The organism is Hyphomicrobium sp. (assembly GCF_036780825.1).
GTDB lineage: Bacteria > Pseudomonadota > Alphaproteobacteria > Rhizobiales > Hyphomicrobiaceae > Hyphomicrobium_C.
The window spans coordinates 1-18081 of the sequence record NZ_DAIQCD010000016.1 but is presented as its reverse complement, the minus strand read 5'-3'; the positions used below and the strand labels follow the sequence as shown (position 1 = coordinate 18081).

General features: G+C 64.7%; 13 protein-coding genes. 7 read left to right on the top strand and 6 right to left on the bottom strand.

What is annotated here, in order from left to right:
• Positions 1 to 125: 125 nt before the first annotated feature.
• On the top strand, positions 126 to 1766 hold the full coding sequence (locus V7P99_RS08605) for a peptide chain release factor 3 (RefSeq protein ID WP_333794394.1): 1641 nt from the start codon (positions 126 to 128) through the stop codon (positions 1764 to 1766).
• Between the two features lie 355 nt (positions 1767 to 2121).
• Here the strand turns inward: V7P99_RS08605 and V7P99_RS08600 are convergent, their stop codons facing one another.
• The gene (locus tag V7P99_RS08600; RefSeq protein WP_333794393.1) at positions 2122 to 4041 is read right to left on the bottom strand and encodes a hypothetical protein; all 1920 of its coding nucleotides are present in this window, start codon (positions 4039 to 4041) and stop codon (positions 2122 to 2124) included.
• 308 nt (positions 4042 to 4349) lie between these two features.
• On the opposite strand from V7P99_RS08600, the gene V7P99_RS08595 reads away from it, so the two are divergent.
• Together V7P99_RS08595 and V7P99_RS08590 are read left to right on the top strand one after the other, a co-directional pair.
• Positions 4350 to 5561, top strand: a complete 1212-nt coding sequence (locus tag V7P99_RS08595; protein ID WP_333794392.1) for a GNAT family N-acetyltransferase — start codon at positions 4350 to 4352, stop codon at positions 5559 to 5561.
• A gap of 275 nt (positions 5562 to 5836) precedes the next feature.
• Positions 5837 to 7648 (top strand): ABC-F family ATP-binding cassette domain-containing protein, encoded by a 1812-nt coding sequence (locus V7P99_RS08590; protein WP_333794391.1) that lies wholly within the window; start codon positions 5837 to 5839, stop codon positions 7646 to 7648.
• A gap of 107 nt (positions 7649 to 7755) precedes the next feature.
• On the opposite strand, the gene V7P99_RS08585 is transcribed toward V7P99_RS08590, so the two are convergent.
• Both V7P99_RS08585 and V7P99_RS08580 read right to left on the bottom strand, forming a co-directional pair.
• Positions 7756 to 9063, bottom strand: a complete 1308-nt coding sequence (locus V7P99_RS08585; protein ID WP_333794390.1) for an NAD(P)/FAD-dependent oxidoreductase — start codon at positions 9061 to 9063, stop codon at positions 7756 to 7758.
• Entirely contained in the window at positions 9060 to 9221 is a 162-nt protein-coding gene (locus V7P99_RS08580) for a hypothetical protein (protein WP_333794389.1), read from the bottom strand. The genes V7P99_RS08585 and V7P99_RS08580 overlap by 4 nt, the downstream gene beginning before the upstream one ends.
• Between V7P99_RS08580 and V7P99_RS08575 the strand changes: the two genes are divergently transcribed.
• A complete protein-coding gene (locus tag V7P99_RS08575; protein WP_333794388.1) occupies positions 9220 to 9495 on the top strand; it encodes a hypothetical protein in 276 nt (91 codons plus the stop codon). The genes V7P99_RS08580 and V7P99_RS08575 overlap by 2 nt on opposite strands.
• 276 nt (positions 9496 to 9771) lie before the next feature.
• On the opposite strand, the gene V7P99_RS08570 is transcribed toward V7P99_RS08575, so the two are convergent.
• Positions 9772 to 10059, bottom strand: coding sequence for a hypothetical protein (locus tag V7P99_RS08570; RefSeq protein WP_333794387.1), 288 nt, complete (start codon positions 10057 to 10059; stop codon positions 9772 to 9774).
• A 225-nt stretch (positions 10060 to 10284) separates the two neighbouring features.
• Positions 10285 to 12255, bottom strand: a complete 1971-nt coding sequence (gene thrS, locus V7P99_RS08565; RefSeq protein ID WP_333794386.1) for a threonine--tRNA ligase — start codon at positions 12253 to 12255, stop codon at positions 10285 to 10287.
• Positions 12256 to 12627: 372 nt separating this feature from the next.
• On the opposite strand from thrS, the gene V7P99_RS08560 reads away from it, so the two are divergent.
• Positions 12628 to 13995 (top strand): methyl-accepting chemotaxis protein, encoded by a 1368-nt coding sequence (locus V7P99_RS08560; RefSeq protein ID WP_333794436.1) that lies wholly within the window; start codon positions 12628 to 12630, stop codon positions 13993 to 13995.
• A 110-nt stretch (positions 13996 to 14105) separates the two neighbouring features.
• Here the strand turns inward: V7P99_RS08560 and V7P99_RS08555 are convergent, their stop codons facing one another.
• Positions 14106 to 15380 (bottom strand): NAD(P)/FAD-dependent oxidoreductase, encoded by a 1275-nt coding sequence (locus V7P99_RS08555; protein WP_333794385.1) that lies wholly within the window; start codon positions 15378 to 15380, stop codon positions 14106 to 14108.
• A 537-nt stretch (positions 15381 to 15917) separates the two neighbouring features.
• Here V7P99_RS08555 and V7P99_RS08550 point away from each other — a divergent pair.
• Entirely contained in the window at positions 15918 to 17324 is a 1407-nt protein-coding gene (locus V7P99_RS08550; protein ID WP_333794384.1) for a glutamine synthetase family protein, read from the top strand.
• A gap of 243 nt (positions 17325 to 17567) precedes the next feature.
• A partial coding sequence (locus tag V7P99_RS08545) for an aminotransferase class III-fold pyridoxal phosphate-dependent enzyme (protein ID WP_333794383.1) occupies positions 17568 to 18081 on the top strand: 514 nt, incomplete at its 3' end.

Below are 18081 nucleotides of genomic sequence, written 5' to 3'. Positions count from 1 at the left end.
CCCTCTTTACATCCCTCACACGAGACCAAAATTTAAGTCTGGAGCGCCTGAGGCGGCGGTCAGGGTAGTTACGCCCCCGCCAAACGGTGGTATAGACCCGGCAAAACGACATTCCGGACCACATCATGAGCAACGAAAGCTTGGCGGAGGCGGCTGCGGAGACCACCCCAGCATCCGCCGCAAAATCCGCTGTGCCATCCGAGGGCAAGCTCGCCGACGAGATCGCGCGGCGGCGCACGTTCGCCATCATCGCCCACCCTGACGCCGGCAAGACGACGCTCACCGAGAAACTTCTGCTTTTCGGCGGCGCCATCCAGCTCGCCGGCCAGATCAAGGCCAAGAAGGACGGACGCGCCACGCGCTCCGACTGGATGGCGATCGAAAAGGCGCGCGGCATCTCCGTCGCCACCTCCGTCATGACGTTCGCCTACGGCGGCGCCGTGTTCAACCTGCTCGACACGCCAGGCCACGAGGACTTCTCAGACGACACCTACCGCACGCTCACGGCCGTCGACTCGGCGATCATGGTCATCGACGGAGCGCGCGGTATCGAGGCGCGGACGCGGAAGCTCTTCGAGATCTGCCGCCTGCGCGACATCCCAATCGTCACCTTCGTCAACAAGCTCGACCGCGAGACGCGCGAGCCGCTCGACATCCTGGACGAAATCGAAAAGACCCTGGCGCTCGATACGGCACCCATGGTGTGGCCTATCGGACAGGGGCGCGATTTCCGTGGCACCTATGACCTTTATCATCCGCGCGTGCGCCGTCTCGACGAGGATGCGGGCGGCCAACCCGTCTCCGGCCCCGACGATCCGCTGATCGCGAGCTTGATGGAGCCCGACCACTACGCCCGCTGGCGCGAGGAGATCGATCTCGTTGCCGAAGCCTGCGGCCGCTTCGATCTCGAAAAGTTCCGGCACGGCGCACTGACGCCGGTCTATTTCGGCTCGGCGCTGAAGAATTTCGGCGTCCGCGACGTGCTCGATGCACTTCGCGTCTTCGCTCCGCCGCCGCTCTCCCAGCGCGCTTCAACGCGTGAGATCGAGGCGAGCGAGCCTGCCATGACGGGCATCGTGTTCAAGATCCAGGCGAACATGGATCCCAACCATCGGGACCGCATGGCCTTCATGCGCGTCTGCTCGGGCCGGCTCACGCGCGGCATGAAGGTGAAGCACGTGCGCTCGGGCAAGACCATGGCGGTCAACGCCCCGCAGTTCTTCTTCGCCCAGGACCGTTCGATCGCGGAAGAGGCGTTTGCGGGCGACGTGGTCGGTATTCCGAATCGCGGCGCCCTTCGGATCGGAGACGCGCTCACCGAAGGCGAGGACGTGACGTTCCTCGGCATCCCGAGCTTCGCGCCGGAAATCCTGCGGCGCATCCGCCTCGAGGATGCGATCAAGGCCAAGAAGCTCAAGGACGCCATCCGCGAGATGGCTGAGGAAGGCGTGGTGCAGGTGTTCAACCCGCTCGACGGCACCCAGCCGGTGGTGGGCGTTATCGGTGCGCTGCAGCTCGACGTTCTGGCCGATCGCCTGGTTCACGAGTACGGCTTGAAAACGGACTTCGATCCGGCGCCCTGCGAAGCGGTTCGCTGGATCCGCTCCAAGGATCCGGCCGCCCTCAAGCGCTTCGTCGAAGCCAACCGCTCGTCGATCGCGACCGATCTCGACGGCGATCATGTCTACCTGCCGTCCTCCGTGTTCACGCTCAACTACAACGCGGGGCGCAATCCCGAGATCGAGTTTCTCGAGATCAAGACGTAAGCGATCGGGTGGGCGCAAACTGGCGCGTTTTCCGTTCGCTTGCGCTCACTGCAAATTCTCTAGTTTTTTGTTTGAGTGAGCATCTTCACCCATTCGGGCGATACCGCCCAAATGGGATCTGCGCTAGCTCGGCTCGTTTGCGGCTGTTGTACGAGATCTCGCAAACGTCGCGGTTGTGGAGGCTGGCGTGGATCCCGACCTCCGTCGGGATGACGTTTTTTTGTGAGACTACTGTTGTGCACCCTGCGGCGGCCTCCCCGCAGCGTCATCCCGGCGAAGGCCGGGACCCACGCAAATATCCACTTCTTCTACGTTGGCGTGTCGCGTGACAATGGCGCCGCACACGCCAAGCATTCTACGCCGGAAGCACCAGCGGCCGCTCGGGGGGCGGATGCGCCGCGCCGGCGATATCGGCCGCAAGCCCGTTCTCGGCCCGCTGCCCGAGCACGGCCACCCACTGCGCCGTGCGGGCGAAGGCCGCGTCGCGCAGGAAGGCCGACGTTGGAGCGAAACCTTCGGCTTCGCTGACCGCCAGCGCGACAATCTTGCGGAACGCGGGCACATCGAAATAGCAGGTGTGCACCAGCTCCTTCCACGACAGGTAGTTCGAAATCAGCCCGCCTTTTTCAGCCTCGCCTTCAGAGAAAGCGAACGTGCTGATGGCATTACGGAATTTGGAGAGCGATTGCGCGGCCATGGCATTGCTATGATCGGTGATCGCATCGCTCACCTCGGCGGGGAGCAGACATGTCACCGGATCGAGCCATGATGGAGCATAGTCCGCGCCGACGACGATCTCGCCCTCGGTATCGTTGCCGAACGTCGACCGTTTCACCTCGGCGAGCGTCAGCCAATTAAGGAGCCGACTGAGCAGCGCGCTGAGAAGCGCAGCGATGTACTGAATGACGGCGAGCGTGCCGAGGGCGATGAGTGCGAAGACCACCGGCACGAGCACGATGGGCACGATGAGGCGGAGCACGCCGCCGAACACGCCGCCCAGAAACTCCTCATCGACCACAGCCGCCGACAGTTCGTCGGTGACGACGTGGAAGAGAAGCTTGCTGTTCAGCGCGTAATCATGCCCGCCGCCGCATAGCCGGCCCCCCTCGCACAGCTTCCGGTCGCGCATCAGGAAGCGCCGCTTGAAGCGCTGAGCGCGCTCGGCGTCGGCGAAGCGGGGAAAGGCTTCGTCGAGCTGACGGCGCTTCGCAGCCAGCTCGCGGCGGATCTCGCCCACCCGCCGGCGCGCATCCTCCGCAACGAGCGGCTCGAGGCCTTCGCTATCCGCCTCCTCCCGCGCCTCACGCAGACGCTGGCCGAGCGTGCGCAACTCCTCACGGGAGCGGGTCACGGCGGCCTCGTCGCCGGCGAACTCCTGCACCCCGTAAACCCGAGTCTGCAGGAAATCCGAGATCGCGAGCATGACCGGCGGCGACGTAACGGCGAACAGGTAGAGCAGCGGCAGCGCGATGATCGAGGCTTTGGTCAGCGTGGAGGCGGCGAAATCCTTCTCGAAGAAGCGCAGATCGATCTTCGGCAGATAGCGCAGACCCTGCACGGCCTCATCATCCTTATGGACGAGCGGCAGCCATTTGTCGGCGTAGTGCTCCCGGGCGCGTGCGATCGCCCCGCGGCCATATCCCAGGAGTTCGCGCCGGTCGAGATAGCGGAACACGATGTAGAAGAACGCCATCGGCAGCGACATCATGGTGCCGGAGAACAGCAGCGCGGTGAAGAAGCGCTCGCTTGCAAAGCGGCGCGGACCGTCGATGACTTCGGCGCCGACATAGAACAGGAACATCATGAAGAGCATGAACGACGCGACGAAGACGACCTTGCGCGCCAAGGTGAGCCGCGTGAAGAGAAAGCGCTCCTTGCGCATGCCGACGAACGGCGTGCCGACCGTGATCCAGCGCTTGAGATGCCTCAGCGGCTTTTTCTTCGCGGCGCTCTCGATCAGCGCCGAGGCGACCACGGACCCGCCGTGGCTGTGGCCGACGACGCAGTAGGGCTCGCCCTGCTCATCGAGGCGGCGCAGCATCTTGAGCAGCTCTGAGCCTGCCGCGCGCCGGTCTAGCTCGCTGTTGAGGGAACTCCAGGAGAATGGCGCGAGGGTGACGGGGCCGCCATCGGCGCTGCCGACCAGCGCTTTGAGATCGGCGTCAAATTCGCTTTGCAGCTGCCACCATTGCGGATCGGCTTCCGCTATATTGAGCGCTTCAGCGGTTCCACCCGTATTGGCGAACGTGCCATGGACGGTGACGACGGTGGCCACGTGATCCCCCTCCCCATACGCAGTGACGCCTACCTTTCAGCGGCCCGGTACCGTGCTCAGATAAGGTACAATGTAGACTGAAGCTAGGCAAAGCAGCGGGCTACCGCTCGGCTTGAGCGACGCCCCCAACCCCGGCACCGGGCGTCAACTGTCTGCCCAAGGCGGTCCTGTCAGTGGACGGACCGGCACTCGGCTCGGCATCTCCCCTGGCCTGACAAATCGTTATCCTTTTTCTGTGAGGATGGCGCCGGAGCACTGAAGATCCGCTTTCGGTGGCATTTTCCCCCGTGCGTTAGAGATCGTTTTCTATGTTTCTACCCGAATGCGCCGACGTGCGACCGCGGCTTCCGTCTGTCTCGACGGACGAGGTCACGCTCGACTTGATCACGACCCGCGAAGGCTTCGATGCATTGGAAGCATCGTGGAACGACCTTTTCGCACGCAGCGGCCGCAACACACAGCTCTTCCAGGCCTTCAACTGGCTCTGGCACTGGGCCAATCACTTCCTGGGCACGCCAGGCGCCTCCGGCCCCGAGTTGGCCATCGTCACAGCGCACGCGGGCGACCGCCTGGTCATGGTCTGGCCGCTTGTGGTCGAGCGCGCCGGCCCGATGAAAGTGCTGAGCTGGATGGGCGATCCCGTGAGCCAGTATGGCGACGTGCTCATGGAGGAGCGCCCTGACGGCCTAGCCATACTCCAGCAGGCGTGGCACCTCGTGACCATGCAAAGCGGAGCCGCCGCCGTACGATTGCGCCGGGTGCGGGAGGATGCGGTCGTGCATCCATTTCTCGCATCCATCGGCGCCGCGGTGACGGCGGAGCAGACGGCACCATTCCTCGATCTCGCGAGCGCGCCTTCCTTCGCCGTGTATGAAACGCGTTACTCGGGGAGCGCGCGCCGTAAGCGCGGGCGGCTGCGGCGCAAGCTCGCCGAGCGTGGCGCGGTCACGCTCGTCTCGCCTACGCAGGGCGCCGAAGCCGAAGCGCTTGCAGCCGAGACGTTCCGCCTCAAACGTCACTGGCTCAAGACGCGCGGAATTCTGGCCCCTGCCCTTACCGACCCGAGAACGGCTCAGTTCTTCGCCGACGTCCTACGCGACGCGACCCGTCCAGCCGGCTGCTACGTGATCGGTCTCTCATGCGGCGATCGTCCCGCCGCGACCATGATCTGCATGCATTGCAAAGGGCGGGCCGCCGCACACGTCATCGCCTACGATCTCGGCTTCGAGAAGATCTCCGTCGGCGCCCTGCTGCTGGAGGACAGCATCCGGCAGGCGACGGACAACGGCACGGCCGTTTTCGATCTCCTGGCTCCCGGCGACAGCTACAAGATGGAGTGGGCCGATGGCGCGATGCCGGTGCGCGACTGGGCCGTCGCGCGATCGACGCTCGGGCGTGTGTATGCGATGCTTTATCTCGGGCATGCCCGGGCGGCCCTGAAGCAAGGGTTCGCAATCCTGCCGGCAGATCTCCGCCGCAGGATGGTTCGCCTGCTCGGTGGCAAGACAGTTTCGAGCTAGCACACGCGAGCGAGAGAGCGAGGGCGCCACGCGGCCGCTCGTGGTAGCGGGCGTTCAGAGAAGCGGTTTCCGGGATGCCTCTGGCCATCGGCGGCGCGAACCTTGTATAGACGCGCTAGCTATTTGGTGAGACCGATGATTCACGCTCCGGACTGATAGGGTCCGAAGCGATCATGGTCTTTGATGAGACCGATGATTCACGCTTCGGACTGATAGGGTCCGAAGCGATCATGGTCTTTGCACCCTCATAACCGGAAACTCCTCGCCGCCTCACCATGTCCCCTCCCCTCCTCCAGCTTGCCGACATTGCGCTCACGTTCGGCGGCGCACCGCTGCTCGACGGCGTCGATCTCGCGGTCGGCGCGGGCGAGCGCATCTGCCTCGTCGGCCGCAACGGATCCGGAAAATCAACGCTGCTGCGTATTGCCGCCGGAACGGTCGAGCCTGACAGGGGGCGGCGCTTCGTGCAGCCGGGCGTGCTGGTGCGGTATCTGCCGCAGGAGCCGGATCTTTCGCGCTATGCGACGACGCTCGCCTATGTGGAGGCCGGCCTCGCCGCGAGCGACGATACCTATCAGGCGCGCCAGCTTCTGGAGGAACTTGGCCTCGATGGCAGCGAGGCACCCGAGCATCTCTCCGGCGGGGAAGCGCGGCGCGCGGCGCTGGCGCACGTGCTCGCGTCCGACCCTGGCATCCTGCTGCTCGACGAGCCGACGAACCACCTCGACCTTCCCACCATCGAATGGCTCGAAGAGCGGCTTATGCAGTCGCGGTCGGCCATGGTGATCATCAGCCACGACCGGCGTTTCCTCGAAAAGCTCTCGCGTACCACGGTGTGGCTCGACAGGGGGCGCGCGCGGCGTGTGGAGCTGCCCTTCCGCGACTTCGAGGCCTGGCGTGACCAGGAGCTCGCCGACGAGGAGACCCGCCAACACAAGCTCGACCGCAAGATCGTCGCAGAAGAGCAGTGGGTGCACGGCGGCGTGACCGCGCGGCGCAAACGCAACGTGCGGCGCATGGCGGAGCTTCGGCAACTTCGCCAGCAGCGGCGCGACTATCGCGGCGTCCAGGGCAAAGCAACGCTATCGATCGCCGAGGCGGAGACCTCGAGCGCGCTCGTCATCGAGGCCAAAGGCATCTCGAAATCGTTCGGCGAGCGCGCCATCGTGCGCGATCTCTCGCTCCGCCTCATGCGCGGCGACCGCCTCGGCATCATCGGGCCCAACGGCTCCGGCAAGACAACGCTCGTCTCGCTGCTCGCGGGCACGCTCGAGCCGGATGCTGGCGAGGTCCGCCGCGGCGCCAGCGTCGAGATGGCGTCGCTCGACCAGGGTCGCGAGAGCCTGGATCCCGCCTGGACACTCGCGGAGGCGCTGACGCGGGGGCGCGGAGATACGGTCTCGATCGGCGGCGAACGGAAGCATGTCGTCGCCTACATGAAGGACTTCCTGTTCGCGCCCGAGCAGCGCCTGACGCCGATCAGCGCGCTCTCGGGCGGCGAGCGGGGGCGGCTGATGCTGGCGCGGGCGCTCGCGACACCGTCGAACGTTCTCGTGCTCGACGAGCCGACGAACGACCTCGACCTCGAGACGCTCGACGTGCTTGAGGAGACGCTTGCGGACTACAAGGGCACGGTGCTCCTCATCAGCCATGACCGTGATTTTCTCGACCGCATCGTGACGAGCGTGATCGTGCCGGAGGGCGACGGGCGCTGGACGGAATATGCCGGCGGCTATCAGGACATGCTGGCGCAGCGCGGCGGCGATCTCGCCCGCGAGGCGCGCGCGAAAGCGGCGCCCGATCCGAAGCCTAAGGCGGACAGGATCGAGGAGCCGCCACCGGCCGCCCGGCGGCGGATGTCGTACAAGGACAAGCACGCGCTCGTGACGCTGCCGCGCGAGATCGAGGCGCTCGAGGCAAAGCAAAGCGAAATCTCGAAGACGCTCGAGGCGCCCGACCTCTACACCCGCGACCGCCAGGCGTTCACGGAGCTTTCCGATGCGCTTGCCGACGTGCAGGCGAAACTCGCGGCCGCCGAGGAGCGATGGCTCGAGCTCGAGATCCTGCGCAATGAGATCGAAGGATAGAGCCTGATCGTTCTCGGTGGGCACGGACACGCACCCACCGAGAACGTGCATCAGTCTCTCAAACAAAGAGCTAGAGCAGCGCCTCGGCGCGCCTCTTTCGCAGTGGCTTACGAAGTCTCCGCGTTCAAGCCGGCTGGCAACGCATCACGCTGCCTCTGGACGACGTAGGCTTGCGCGCCGAGCGCGGCAGCGCGACCGGTAGCGAAGCAGCCCTGCAGAAGATAACCGCCCGTAGGGGCATCCCAGTCGAGCATCTCTCCGGCCATGAAGGTTCCTGGCCGCGCGCGCAGCATGAAGGTTTCGTCCAGTTCGTCGAGCCGAACACCGCCGGCCGTCGAAATGGCCCGCTCGATGGACGCGAGCCCTGTAACAGGGATCGTAACAGCCTTGATCAGGCTGGCGAGATCCTCGGCGCTCATGCCTGCGAGCGGAGCCTCTGCCTTGTGCGCGGCCTCCTGAAGGAGGCCTACCGCGGCAGCGTCGAGACGCAGCGATTTGCGAAGCCATGTGGCGAGCGACTGCTTGCCGCGCAGCTTGCCGAGACGCTGCGTGAGTTCATCCAACGTCTGGTCGGGGCGCAAATCGAGAAGGAGATCGGCGCTGCCGCTCGCAGCTAGAGCCTTCCGGATCGGCGCGGAGAGCGCATAGAGCACGCCGCCCTCGAGACCGTCGGCGGTGATCAAGGCTTCGCCGCGGGCCGTCTTCTGGCCGATCGTCACAGCGATCCGCTTCAAGGGCGTGCCTGCGAACCGCGAGGCAAACATCTCGCTCCAAGACACGTGCACGCCGCAATTGGAAGGCGCAAGAGGCGCGATGCGGACGCCGTCTCTCTCAAGGGGTGCGGTCCAGCTGCCATCGGCGCCGAGGCGCGGCCAGCTCGCACCGCCGAGTGCCAGGACGGTGCATGACGCCGCGACGGCGACCTGTCCCTCGGGCGTGTCGAACATAAGCCGGCCTTCGGCATCCCAGCCGCGCCAGAGATGCCCGAGCCTGACCTCGACCCCCAGGCCTTCCAAGCGCCTGAGCCACGCCCGCAACAGGGGGGAAGTCTTCATCGCGCGCGGAAAGACGCGACCGCTCGAGCCGACGAACGTCTCCTGTCCCAACGCCTCGCACCAAGCTCTCAGCGCCGCGGGCGGAAAGGCTTCGATCGCGGAGAGAAACTGCGGCCCGTCCGCATGGTAGCGCGAGAGGAACGCCGGCAGCGGCTCGCTGTGGGTGAGGTTCAGACCGCCACGGCCCGCAAGCAGAAGCTTGCGCGCGACGCGGGGCATGCGCTCATAGAGCGCGACGGAAACGCCGCCGCTGGCCAGCGTCTCCGCAGCCATGAGACCCGCAGGGCCTCCTCCAATGACGGCGGCTCGGAGATTGCTCTGTTCCACTTGGCATCCTGGCGGCTCGAGATCGACATTCATCTCCGATTAATATGGACTTTGGCAAACAACAACCGTGCGGCACGCCAGCCATTAGCAATGATTTCGGCGTGCTCGGCCATGTTGCTCAACCGGCCCAGGCGAAAGCAGCGATCATAGGTCTGCCCAGCCGGCCCATGTTTCTTGGAGGTGACGACCATGAAAAGAACTCTCGCCGGTCTGGCCGGCGCGCTCTCTTTCGCACTTCTCGCATCCGGCGCACAAGCCGCTCCGCTCGGTGCGGCAGGATCCGCTGCGACCGCCGGCCTTACCTCCGAGGTCATTCAGGTTCACGGCCTGCATGCGTCTTGCAAGCGCGACCATCGCGGCTGGCATCGCTCCTACATCTGGGGCCGTCAGCGCTGCGCACCGCCGAACTATCGGCACCACAACCGCCATCATCACCACAAGCGTTGGAATAAGAAGCGGCGTTGAGCCACGTCGCGCTGCCTCGGCGGTCTCCGAAGCAGCAAAGGCCCGGTCCCTTCACGGGGGCCGGGCCTTTACTATGTCGTGCTGTTAGAGCGCGTTCACTGTTATTGGAATCGGATTGTGCGGCGTGACCGCGCTCTAAGTCTTTATTTGAGAGACTGATTCACGTTCTCGGTGAATGCGTGTCCGCATCCGCCTCAAACGATCAGGCTCTAGAGAGGCTGGGTCACGCTTTCGCAGCAAGCAAAAAAGCGTGCCCGTATCTCGAATGACCAGGCTCTAGTAGCGGCAGGCGTAATAGCGGTCCAGGAACGCCGGGTTGCCGGTACGATTGTAGCGATGCTTCCACTTTTTGCAGCTCTCGTAGCTCATCGCGCCCACCACAGCAGCGCCGACAATCGCTCCATAGGCGAAGTTGCGAGCCTTGCTGTGACGATGATGATGATGGTGGTGGTGATGGCCGTAGTATTTGTGCTTCTTGCTGCCGGCGGCGGCCGTCGTCATGGTGGCCCCCAGCCCGGTCGCGGCGACGAGCACGGCGACGAGTGCGGATTTGGCAAACGACATTCTGGTGTCTCCCTCAGGACCTGCATAGCTCGATTTCGAGACCCAGACGGACGCTGGCCTCTGAAGCGGAGTATGCCTAGCCCCGCTTAAGGCCGGCATTACAGCGTGCTGACAATTTGATGCGAAAGCGCAAGCTGCTGGCCACAGGTTGCAGCAGCCGCTCTGCGCCCTCACGGAAGGAGAGACGCAGAGCGAACAGGTAGCAATGGCTCAGCCAGCGGCAGCTCAGCGCAGATCGGGAGGCATCGCTTCCGCAGCAAGCGATGCGAGAGCCTCGTCAAGGCTCAGCACCGTCTGCGCCTGCGAGCCGAGGCGGCGGACCGAAACCTTGCGCTCCTCCGCCTCTCGCTTGCCGACGACGAGGATCACCGGGACCTTGGCCAGCGAATGCTCGCGGACCTTGAGGTTGATCTTCTCGTTCCGAAGGTCGCTTTCGACGCGCAAGCCCGCGGCTTCCGCCTTCTGCACCACCTCGAGCGCGTAGTCGTTGGCGTCCGAGACGATCGGCGCCACGACGATCTGCACCGGCGAGAGCCACAGCGGGAAATGACCGGCATAGTTCTCGATCAGGATGCCCGTGAAGCGCTCCAGAGAGCCGAACATGGCGCGGTGGATCATCACCGGCGTCTTCTTCTGCGAATGCTCGTCGATGTAGAACGCGCCGAGCCGGCCCGCGAGGTTGAAGTCCACCTGCGTCGTGCCGCACTGCCACTCGCGGCCGATGGCATCCTTCAACACATATTCGAGCTTGGGGCCGTAGAACGCGCCCTCGCCCGGCTGCAGCGCCGTCTTGATGCGGCCGTTCGAGCGGCGCTTCACCTCGTCGAGCACATCGCCCAGCGCCTTCTCGGCCTTGTCCCACAGGTCATCCGAACCGACGCGCTTTTCGGGCCGCGTCGAGAGCTTGATGAAGATGTCCTCGAAGCCGAAGTCCTTGTAGATCGCCAGCATCAGATCGTTGATCTTGAGGCATTCCTCCATGATCTGATCTTCGGTGATGAAGATGTGGGCGTCGTCCTGCGTGAAATGGCGCACGCGCAAAAGCCCGTGCAGCGCGCCCGACGGCTCGTAGCGGTGCACCTTGCCGAACTCGGCGATCTTCAAGGGCAGGTCGCGATAGCTCTTAAGGCCGTTCTTGTAGATCTGCACGTGGCCGGGGCAGTTCATCGGCTTGCAGCAGTACACGCGCTCGTCCGGAAGGACGGTCGTGAACATGTTCTCGCCGTAGTTCTCCCAGTGGCCGGAGAGCTCCCAGAAGTGCTTCTCCATCATGTCGGGAGAGTTCACTTCCATATAGCCGGCATTCTGCTGGGCGCGGCGCATGTAGTCGATGAGCGTCCGGAAGAGACTCCAGCCCTTCGGGTGCCAGAACACCGAGCCCGGCGCCTCCTCTTGGAAATGGAACAGGTCCATCTCGCGGCCGAGTTTCCGGTGGTCGCGCTTTTCCGCTTCCTCGATCTGGTGGAGATAGGCCTTGAGCTCGTCCTGCGTGGCCCAAGCCGTGCCGTAGATGCGCTGAAGCTGCGGGTTGTTGGAATCGCCGCGCCAGTAGGCGCCCGCGAATTTCATCAGCTTGAAGGCGTTGCCGATCTGCCCCGTCGAGGCCATGTGGGGGCCGCGGCAGAGATCAAGCCACTCGCCTTGCTTGTAGATCTTGATCTGCTGGTCGGCGGGGATCGCGTCCACCAGCTCAACCTTAAACAGCTCGCCCTTATCGCGGAAGAAGCGCTTCGTCTCCTCGCGATCCCACACTTCCTTCGTGAAGGGCGCGTTGCGGGCGATGATCTCCGCCATCTTCTTTTCGATCTTCGGCACATCGTCCGGCTCGAAAGGCTCCTCCTTCGCGAAATCGTAGAAGAAGCCGTTCTCAATGACCGGGCCGATCGTCACCTGCGTGCCGGGCCAGAGCTCCTGCACGGCCTCGGCCATGACGTGGGCCGCGTCGTGACGAATGAGCTCAAGGGCTTCGGGATCCGTGCGCGAGACGAACTTGATGGCGGCATCCTTGGTGATCGGATCCGCCAGGTCGGCCAGGACACCGTCAAGGCTCATGGCCACCGTGCGCTTGGCGAGCGAAGGCGAGATGGATTTGGCGACCTCGAGGCCCGTCGTGCCGGCCGGAATGCGGCGGCTGTTACCGTCGGGAAATGTCAGCGTGATCTCGGAGGACGCGGAAATTGGCTGGGGTGCGTGCATAATACTGTCTCCTCTCACTCGCCACGTACGAAGCGGCGTAAGAATTTATGAGGCGGTTCATGCGCTCGAAGGCGGCGCGGAGTCAAGAAGCGGATGCGCGCATCCGGCCGCGTGGCCCGGCGGGCCGAGGCTCTCTTTAGCAGCCGGCCGCAACGGCCGCCCAAGCCCTAAAAAGGCGCCGGCAACCCTTCCGCAATAGGATGGATTGTACACGATAGAGGACCCTTAAGCCGCTTTTAACGCATTTCTTTCTAACTTTGGGAAACAGTGAACTCACAAACTAACGTCCGGGGCCGCTTTGCTCTTCTTTTGAGGCGAAGGGCGGCAAACGGGCGGACTATCCCGTCGCCAAGGAGGATACCAGTGTTTGCCATGCGCCATGCGGGCAGCCCGCAAACGAGCGTCGCCGCCACCCAGACGACTCCGCCCGCTTCTGAGCGAGAGCTCGTCGCCGCGCTCGAAGCCCTGATCCAGAGCAAGCTCCAGGCCGGGGTTGCAGTCGAAGGCGCTCTGGGTGACGCCCTCACCCGTCTCGTCGGGCTCGTCACGCAAGCCAACACGAAGCAGATGATGCTGATGGACGACCTCGGCAAGGAAGCCTGCGAGGCGGCCGTCAACATCGGCTGGCTGTCGCACGACTTCAGCGAGGTCGCGCAATCGACGGTCTCGATCTCGAGCGCGGTCGAGGAGATGGCGACCTCCATCGCCGAGCTGTCCACCGTCTCGGCGCAGAGCGCCAACCAGACCGAGAACGCGCGCGACACTATGCGGAGCTGCATCAACGACAGCCGCGCCGCCGTCGAAGCCATGACCAATATCCAGAGCCAGTCGAGCAAGATCGGGGATCAGGTCTCCCTGCTGCAGGCGGCCGTGGACCAGATCGGGGAGATGGCGACCTCGATCGATTCCATCGCCCGGCAGACCAACCTGCTGGCGCTCAATGCCACCATCGAGGCAGCACGCGCAGGAGAGGCCGGCCGCGGCTTCGCTGTCGTAGCCGCCGAGGTCAAGACACTTTCGGTCGAGACCGGCAAGGCGACCCAGGAGATCCGCTCCCGCGTTGAAGCGCTGACCCGCGAGATGCGCGAGATCCGCAATGCCGTGACCGACAGCCTCAAGTCCGTCACCTCCGGCAGCTCAGTCGTGACGCAGGTCGGGACCATCATTGAGAGCATGGGCGACGAGGTGGCGGAAGTGGCCGAGCGCATCCGCGGCCTTTCGAACGTGCTCGAGCAGCAGCGCGCCGCAACGGCCGAGATCACCCATAACGTGGTGCGCATCTCGGAGAAGGCGACGAAGAGCAAGGACGAGGTCCATAAGATTGGCAAGCGCCTCGAGGATTGCGAAGGCCTGCTGCGCAAGGCGTTCGATACGGCGGAGTTGCCAGTGCGCTGCCCGGCCCTGATCCGCTTCGGCGCGGAAGCCATTTCCTGGAAGCGCCAGCTCGCCCAGATCCTTCTCGGCGCCGTTCCGGCCCCTGCGACCGCGCCCCAGCTTCCCCAGGCGGGCGTGATGGCTGAGGCCGAAGCCACCTGCCGCGCGGCAGGAAGCTCGGCGCTGGCGGCAGACCTCTCATCGGCGCTCTCAGCCGCGCAGACGCAAGCCGCGAAGATGATCGACGAGGTGCGCAGCCAGAACTGGAGCGCCGCGACCCCGGCCTACATCGCGTGCGACGAAGCGATCGCCAAGATCGAGCAGGCGATCTCCAGGATTCTCGAAAAGGTTGCCGCCGCAGCGTGATGCGTGTGGAATGAGGCGGGGCGGATATCGGGAACACCCGGATCCCCCCGCTGGCGTTCTGGCCTCCCGAAGAATACGCGACGGGAGACGTCAAACGCTAAGTTCGGGTCTCACAGGAGATCCTTGAGGCGGTAATACAGCATTCCAAGCGCCAGAAGCTGGTTGCCGAGGAATTGCCCGATCGGAAGCCGCACATGCCGGATCCGCTCGAATAGATCGAGCTTCTCCATTGTCCCGGCAATGGCGTCCGCCACGACCTCGCCAGCGAAGTGCGTGACGTTGACGCCGTGGCCGCAGTAGCCTTGCATGTAGTAGACGTTGGTTTCGGCCCGCCCGATAGCTGGCACGCGCGTGAGCACGATATCGATCTTGCCGCCCCACGCGTAGTCGAGGCCGATGCCCTTGAGTTGCGGGAAGACCTTCACCATCCGCGGCCTCAGCGTGGCGCGGATGTCGCGCGGATCACGGTTCGAATAATTGCACCGGCCGCCGAAAAGCAGCCGCCGGTCGGCGGAGAGGCGGAAGTAATCGACGACAACGTTGCTGTCGGCGACGGCCAGATCCTGCGGGCTGATCTCACGGGCGACGGGCTCGGGCAGCGGTTCGGTGGCGACGATGTAGCTTCCGGTCGGAAACACGAGCCCGCGCAGCGGCCCCATCTGCACGGCCCGGTCCATGGCTCCGGCGATGACGATGGATGCGGCCGTGACACGCCCCCTCGCTGTCTTAGCAAAGGGCTTCGCGCCGCCGCCCAGCGCCGTCACGGGCGAGCCCTCAAAGATCTGCACGCCGATCGCGGCCGCCGCCCGCGCCTCGCCGAGGCAGAGGTTCAGCGGATGCAGATGCCCGCTGCGGCGATCGATCACCGCGCCATGGTAAAGGCGCGAGCCGATCACGCGGTCCATACCGCCCGGCTCGACAATCTCGAGGTGAGCGCCGTCCCCGTCCGCGCGGCGCGCTTCCACATAGGCGCGCATCGCCGCCATATGGCGCGAGCGTGCGGCGACCTCCATCCACCCGTGCTTCAGATCACATTGAATGCCATGGCGCGCGATGCGCTCTTCGATGATGTCATGGCCGCGATAGCGGATGTCGCGGAGGAGACGCCGCCCAGCATCGCCAAGCTGGGCCTCGAGGCGGTGCTCCCCGCTGATGCCGGCGATCACCTGCCCGCCGTTGCGCCCCGAGGCGCCCCAGCCGACGCGCTGCGCCTCGAGCACGACGACACGATAGCCGCGCTCGGCGAGCGAGAGCGCCGTCGAAATGCCGGAGAAGCCGCCGCCAACGACGCAGACGTCCGCCGAAACCGTGCCTTCGAGCGCCGGATACTGCGTGTCGTCATTGATCGTGGCTGCGTAATAGGAGCTGATGTGCGGGGCCGCCATGGCCGTGTTCTAAGTTGAAAAGCCGGAGCTTGGAAAGGCCCCGGTGCGGATCCTCCCGGATGGGGCGCCGCTTCGTACGATGCGCGCCCCCGACGCGCCTTTGCTCCCGCATCCGAGCGAACCCCCTCCTGGCGCTCGTGGCGGGCATTCGGCCTCAGCTCAGGCGAGCCAAGCCATGGGCTCACCGGCGACGCCGCTGCAGGGACGCGAACCGCCCACCGAAGCTCATTTTGTGCTCCGGGCAAACGGATGCCCGGCGCGAAGCAAAGCCAGCCGATGCTTGAGTTTACACGCCTTTTGTGATCACATTGCAGAGGTTTTTTGCCGGGTATACTTGCCGCCGCGGCGGACAGGTGGCGCACTGGCATGCAGAGCATCAAGGCTGCCGCACCCGGTTTTTCCAGGCCAGCGCCGGGCCTAGAGCCGTTCCGCTTTAAGTGGAATCGGGGAACGGCTCTACGCTTTTGTTTCTTCGTGCTTCTTACCGGAAAACCGGTTCCCACTTTTCCGGAAGCACTCTAGTCAACAAGGTGGATAATGTCAGCCGACACGGGAGCGATGGCCAGCCTGACGAGCGGAACGTTCGGCGCCGGCACAACGCCGGACACGGTGCGCGCCTGGCTGACGCATCATCGCATCGAAGAGGTCGACTGCGCGGTCCCGGATATCGCCGGCGTCGCCCGTGGCAAGACCATGCCGGCCGAGAAGTTTGCCCGACTTGACCCCGTGCACCTTCCGATCTCGATCTTCCACCAGACCATCACCGGCGACTATGTGGGCTTCGAGGAAGGCGACCAGCAGATCCTCTATGCCGAGAGCGACCTTCTCATGGTGCCGGATCTCTCGACCATCCGCCCGGCGCCCTGGGCCTCGAGCCCGACGGCGCAAGTCATCCACGATGCCACGTGGCAGAACGGCGAGCCCGTCGAAATCGCACCCCGCTCGGTCCTGAAACGCATCCTTGCGCTCTACCGCAAGGAAGGCTGGACGCCCGTGATCGCGCCCGAGCTCGAATTCTATCTGACCAAGGCCAATCCGGATCCTGACTATCCGCTGGAACCGCCGACGGGACGCTCCGGCCGCGCGGGCGCGGGACGGCAGGCCTACAGCCTCGGCGCGGTCGACGAGTATGATAAGATCGTCGACGACATCTACGACTATGCCGAGCGCCAGTATCTCAAGATCGACACCATCATCCAGGAAGGCGGCGCCGCACAGCTCGAGATCAATCTCCTGCACGGCGATCCCATCGACCTCGCCGACCAGGTGTTCTTGTTCAAGCGCACGATCCGCGAAGCAGCGTTCACGCACAATTGCTACGCCACGTTCATGGCCAAGCCGCTCGCCAACGAGCCGGGCAGCGCCATGCACATCCACCAGAGCGTGGTGGATGCAGAGACCGGGCGGAACATCTTCACCGACGAGAGCGGCGAGCCGACCCGATACTTCTACCAGTTTCTTGCCGGCCAGCAGCGCTTCCTGCCGCAAGCGGCTTGCCTGCTCGCCCCCTATGTCAATTCCTACCGCCGCCTCGTGCCGGGAGGGGCCGCGCCGATCAACGTCGAATGGGGACCGGACAACCGTTCCGCCGGCCTGCGCGTGCCATTCTCGCCTACGTCCGCGCGGCGGATCGAGAACCGCATCGCAGGCTCCGATGCCAACCCCTACCTCGCCATCGCCGCAAGCCTCGCCTGTGGCTATCTCGGCATCAAGATGGGGCTCGAGCCGCGGGGAGCCGTGATCGGCAATGCTTACCGCAACGACCATCAGCTTCCGCGCGGCCTTCTCGAGTCGCTCACTGCGTTCGAGGATTCGGCCGAGCTGCACGAGATCCTCGGCCGGCGCTTCTGCCACGTTTACCTTTCACTCAAGCGCAGTGAGTTTGAAGAGTTCATGCGCGTGATCAGCCCCTGGGAGCGCGAGCATCTCCTACTCAGCGTCTGAGGCGGCTTACCGCAGGCGGCGCCCAGCCGCCCGATCGTTCTGGAAGACCGAAGTGACATCGACCGGCCGCATCGCCAAGACGCGCAAGACGGAGCTTCTCGAGCTCTGCGCCCGTGTGGGCTTCACGCCGCCAGCGTCGGATTGAGCTCGCACGCTCCGCCGCGAGCCCTTTGCAAGCCATCGGCTTCCAGGCCGGTTCCCACCGCACCGTTCGAGACCACGCCCGCTCCACCGGAGACATCCATGGCGACCAGCCGACTGAAGAACAGCACCACCGTGTGGCGGGATCTCGATGCCCTGCACCATCTGCATCCCTTCAGCGATCACAAGTCTCTGCGGGCAAGCGGCGCCCGTGTGATCGTCAGGTCCGATGGTCCTTATATCTGGGACAGCGAGGGCAACCGCATCCTCGACGGCATGGCCGGCCTCTGGACGACCAACGTCGGCTATGGACGCGCCGAACTCGCCGAGGCGGCGCGCGAGCAGATGCTCGAGCTGCCATTCTACAATACATTCTTCAAGACCACGCATCCACCGGTGATCGCACTTTCGCAGCGGCTCGCCGAGCTTGCGCCTCCGCACATCAACCAGGTCTTCTTCGGTTCCTCGGGCTCGGAGTCGAACGACACCGCCATCCGGCTCATCCGCCACTATTGGGCACTCAAGGGCGAGCCTCGCCGCCGCATCATCATCTCACGCAAAAACGCCTATCACGGCTCCACCATCGCCGCGGGCTCCATGGGCGGCATGTCGCACG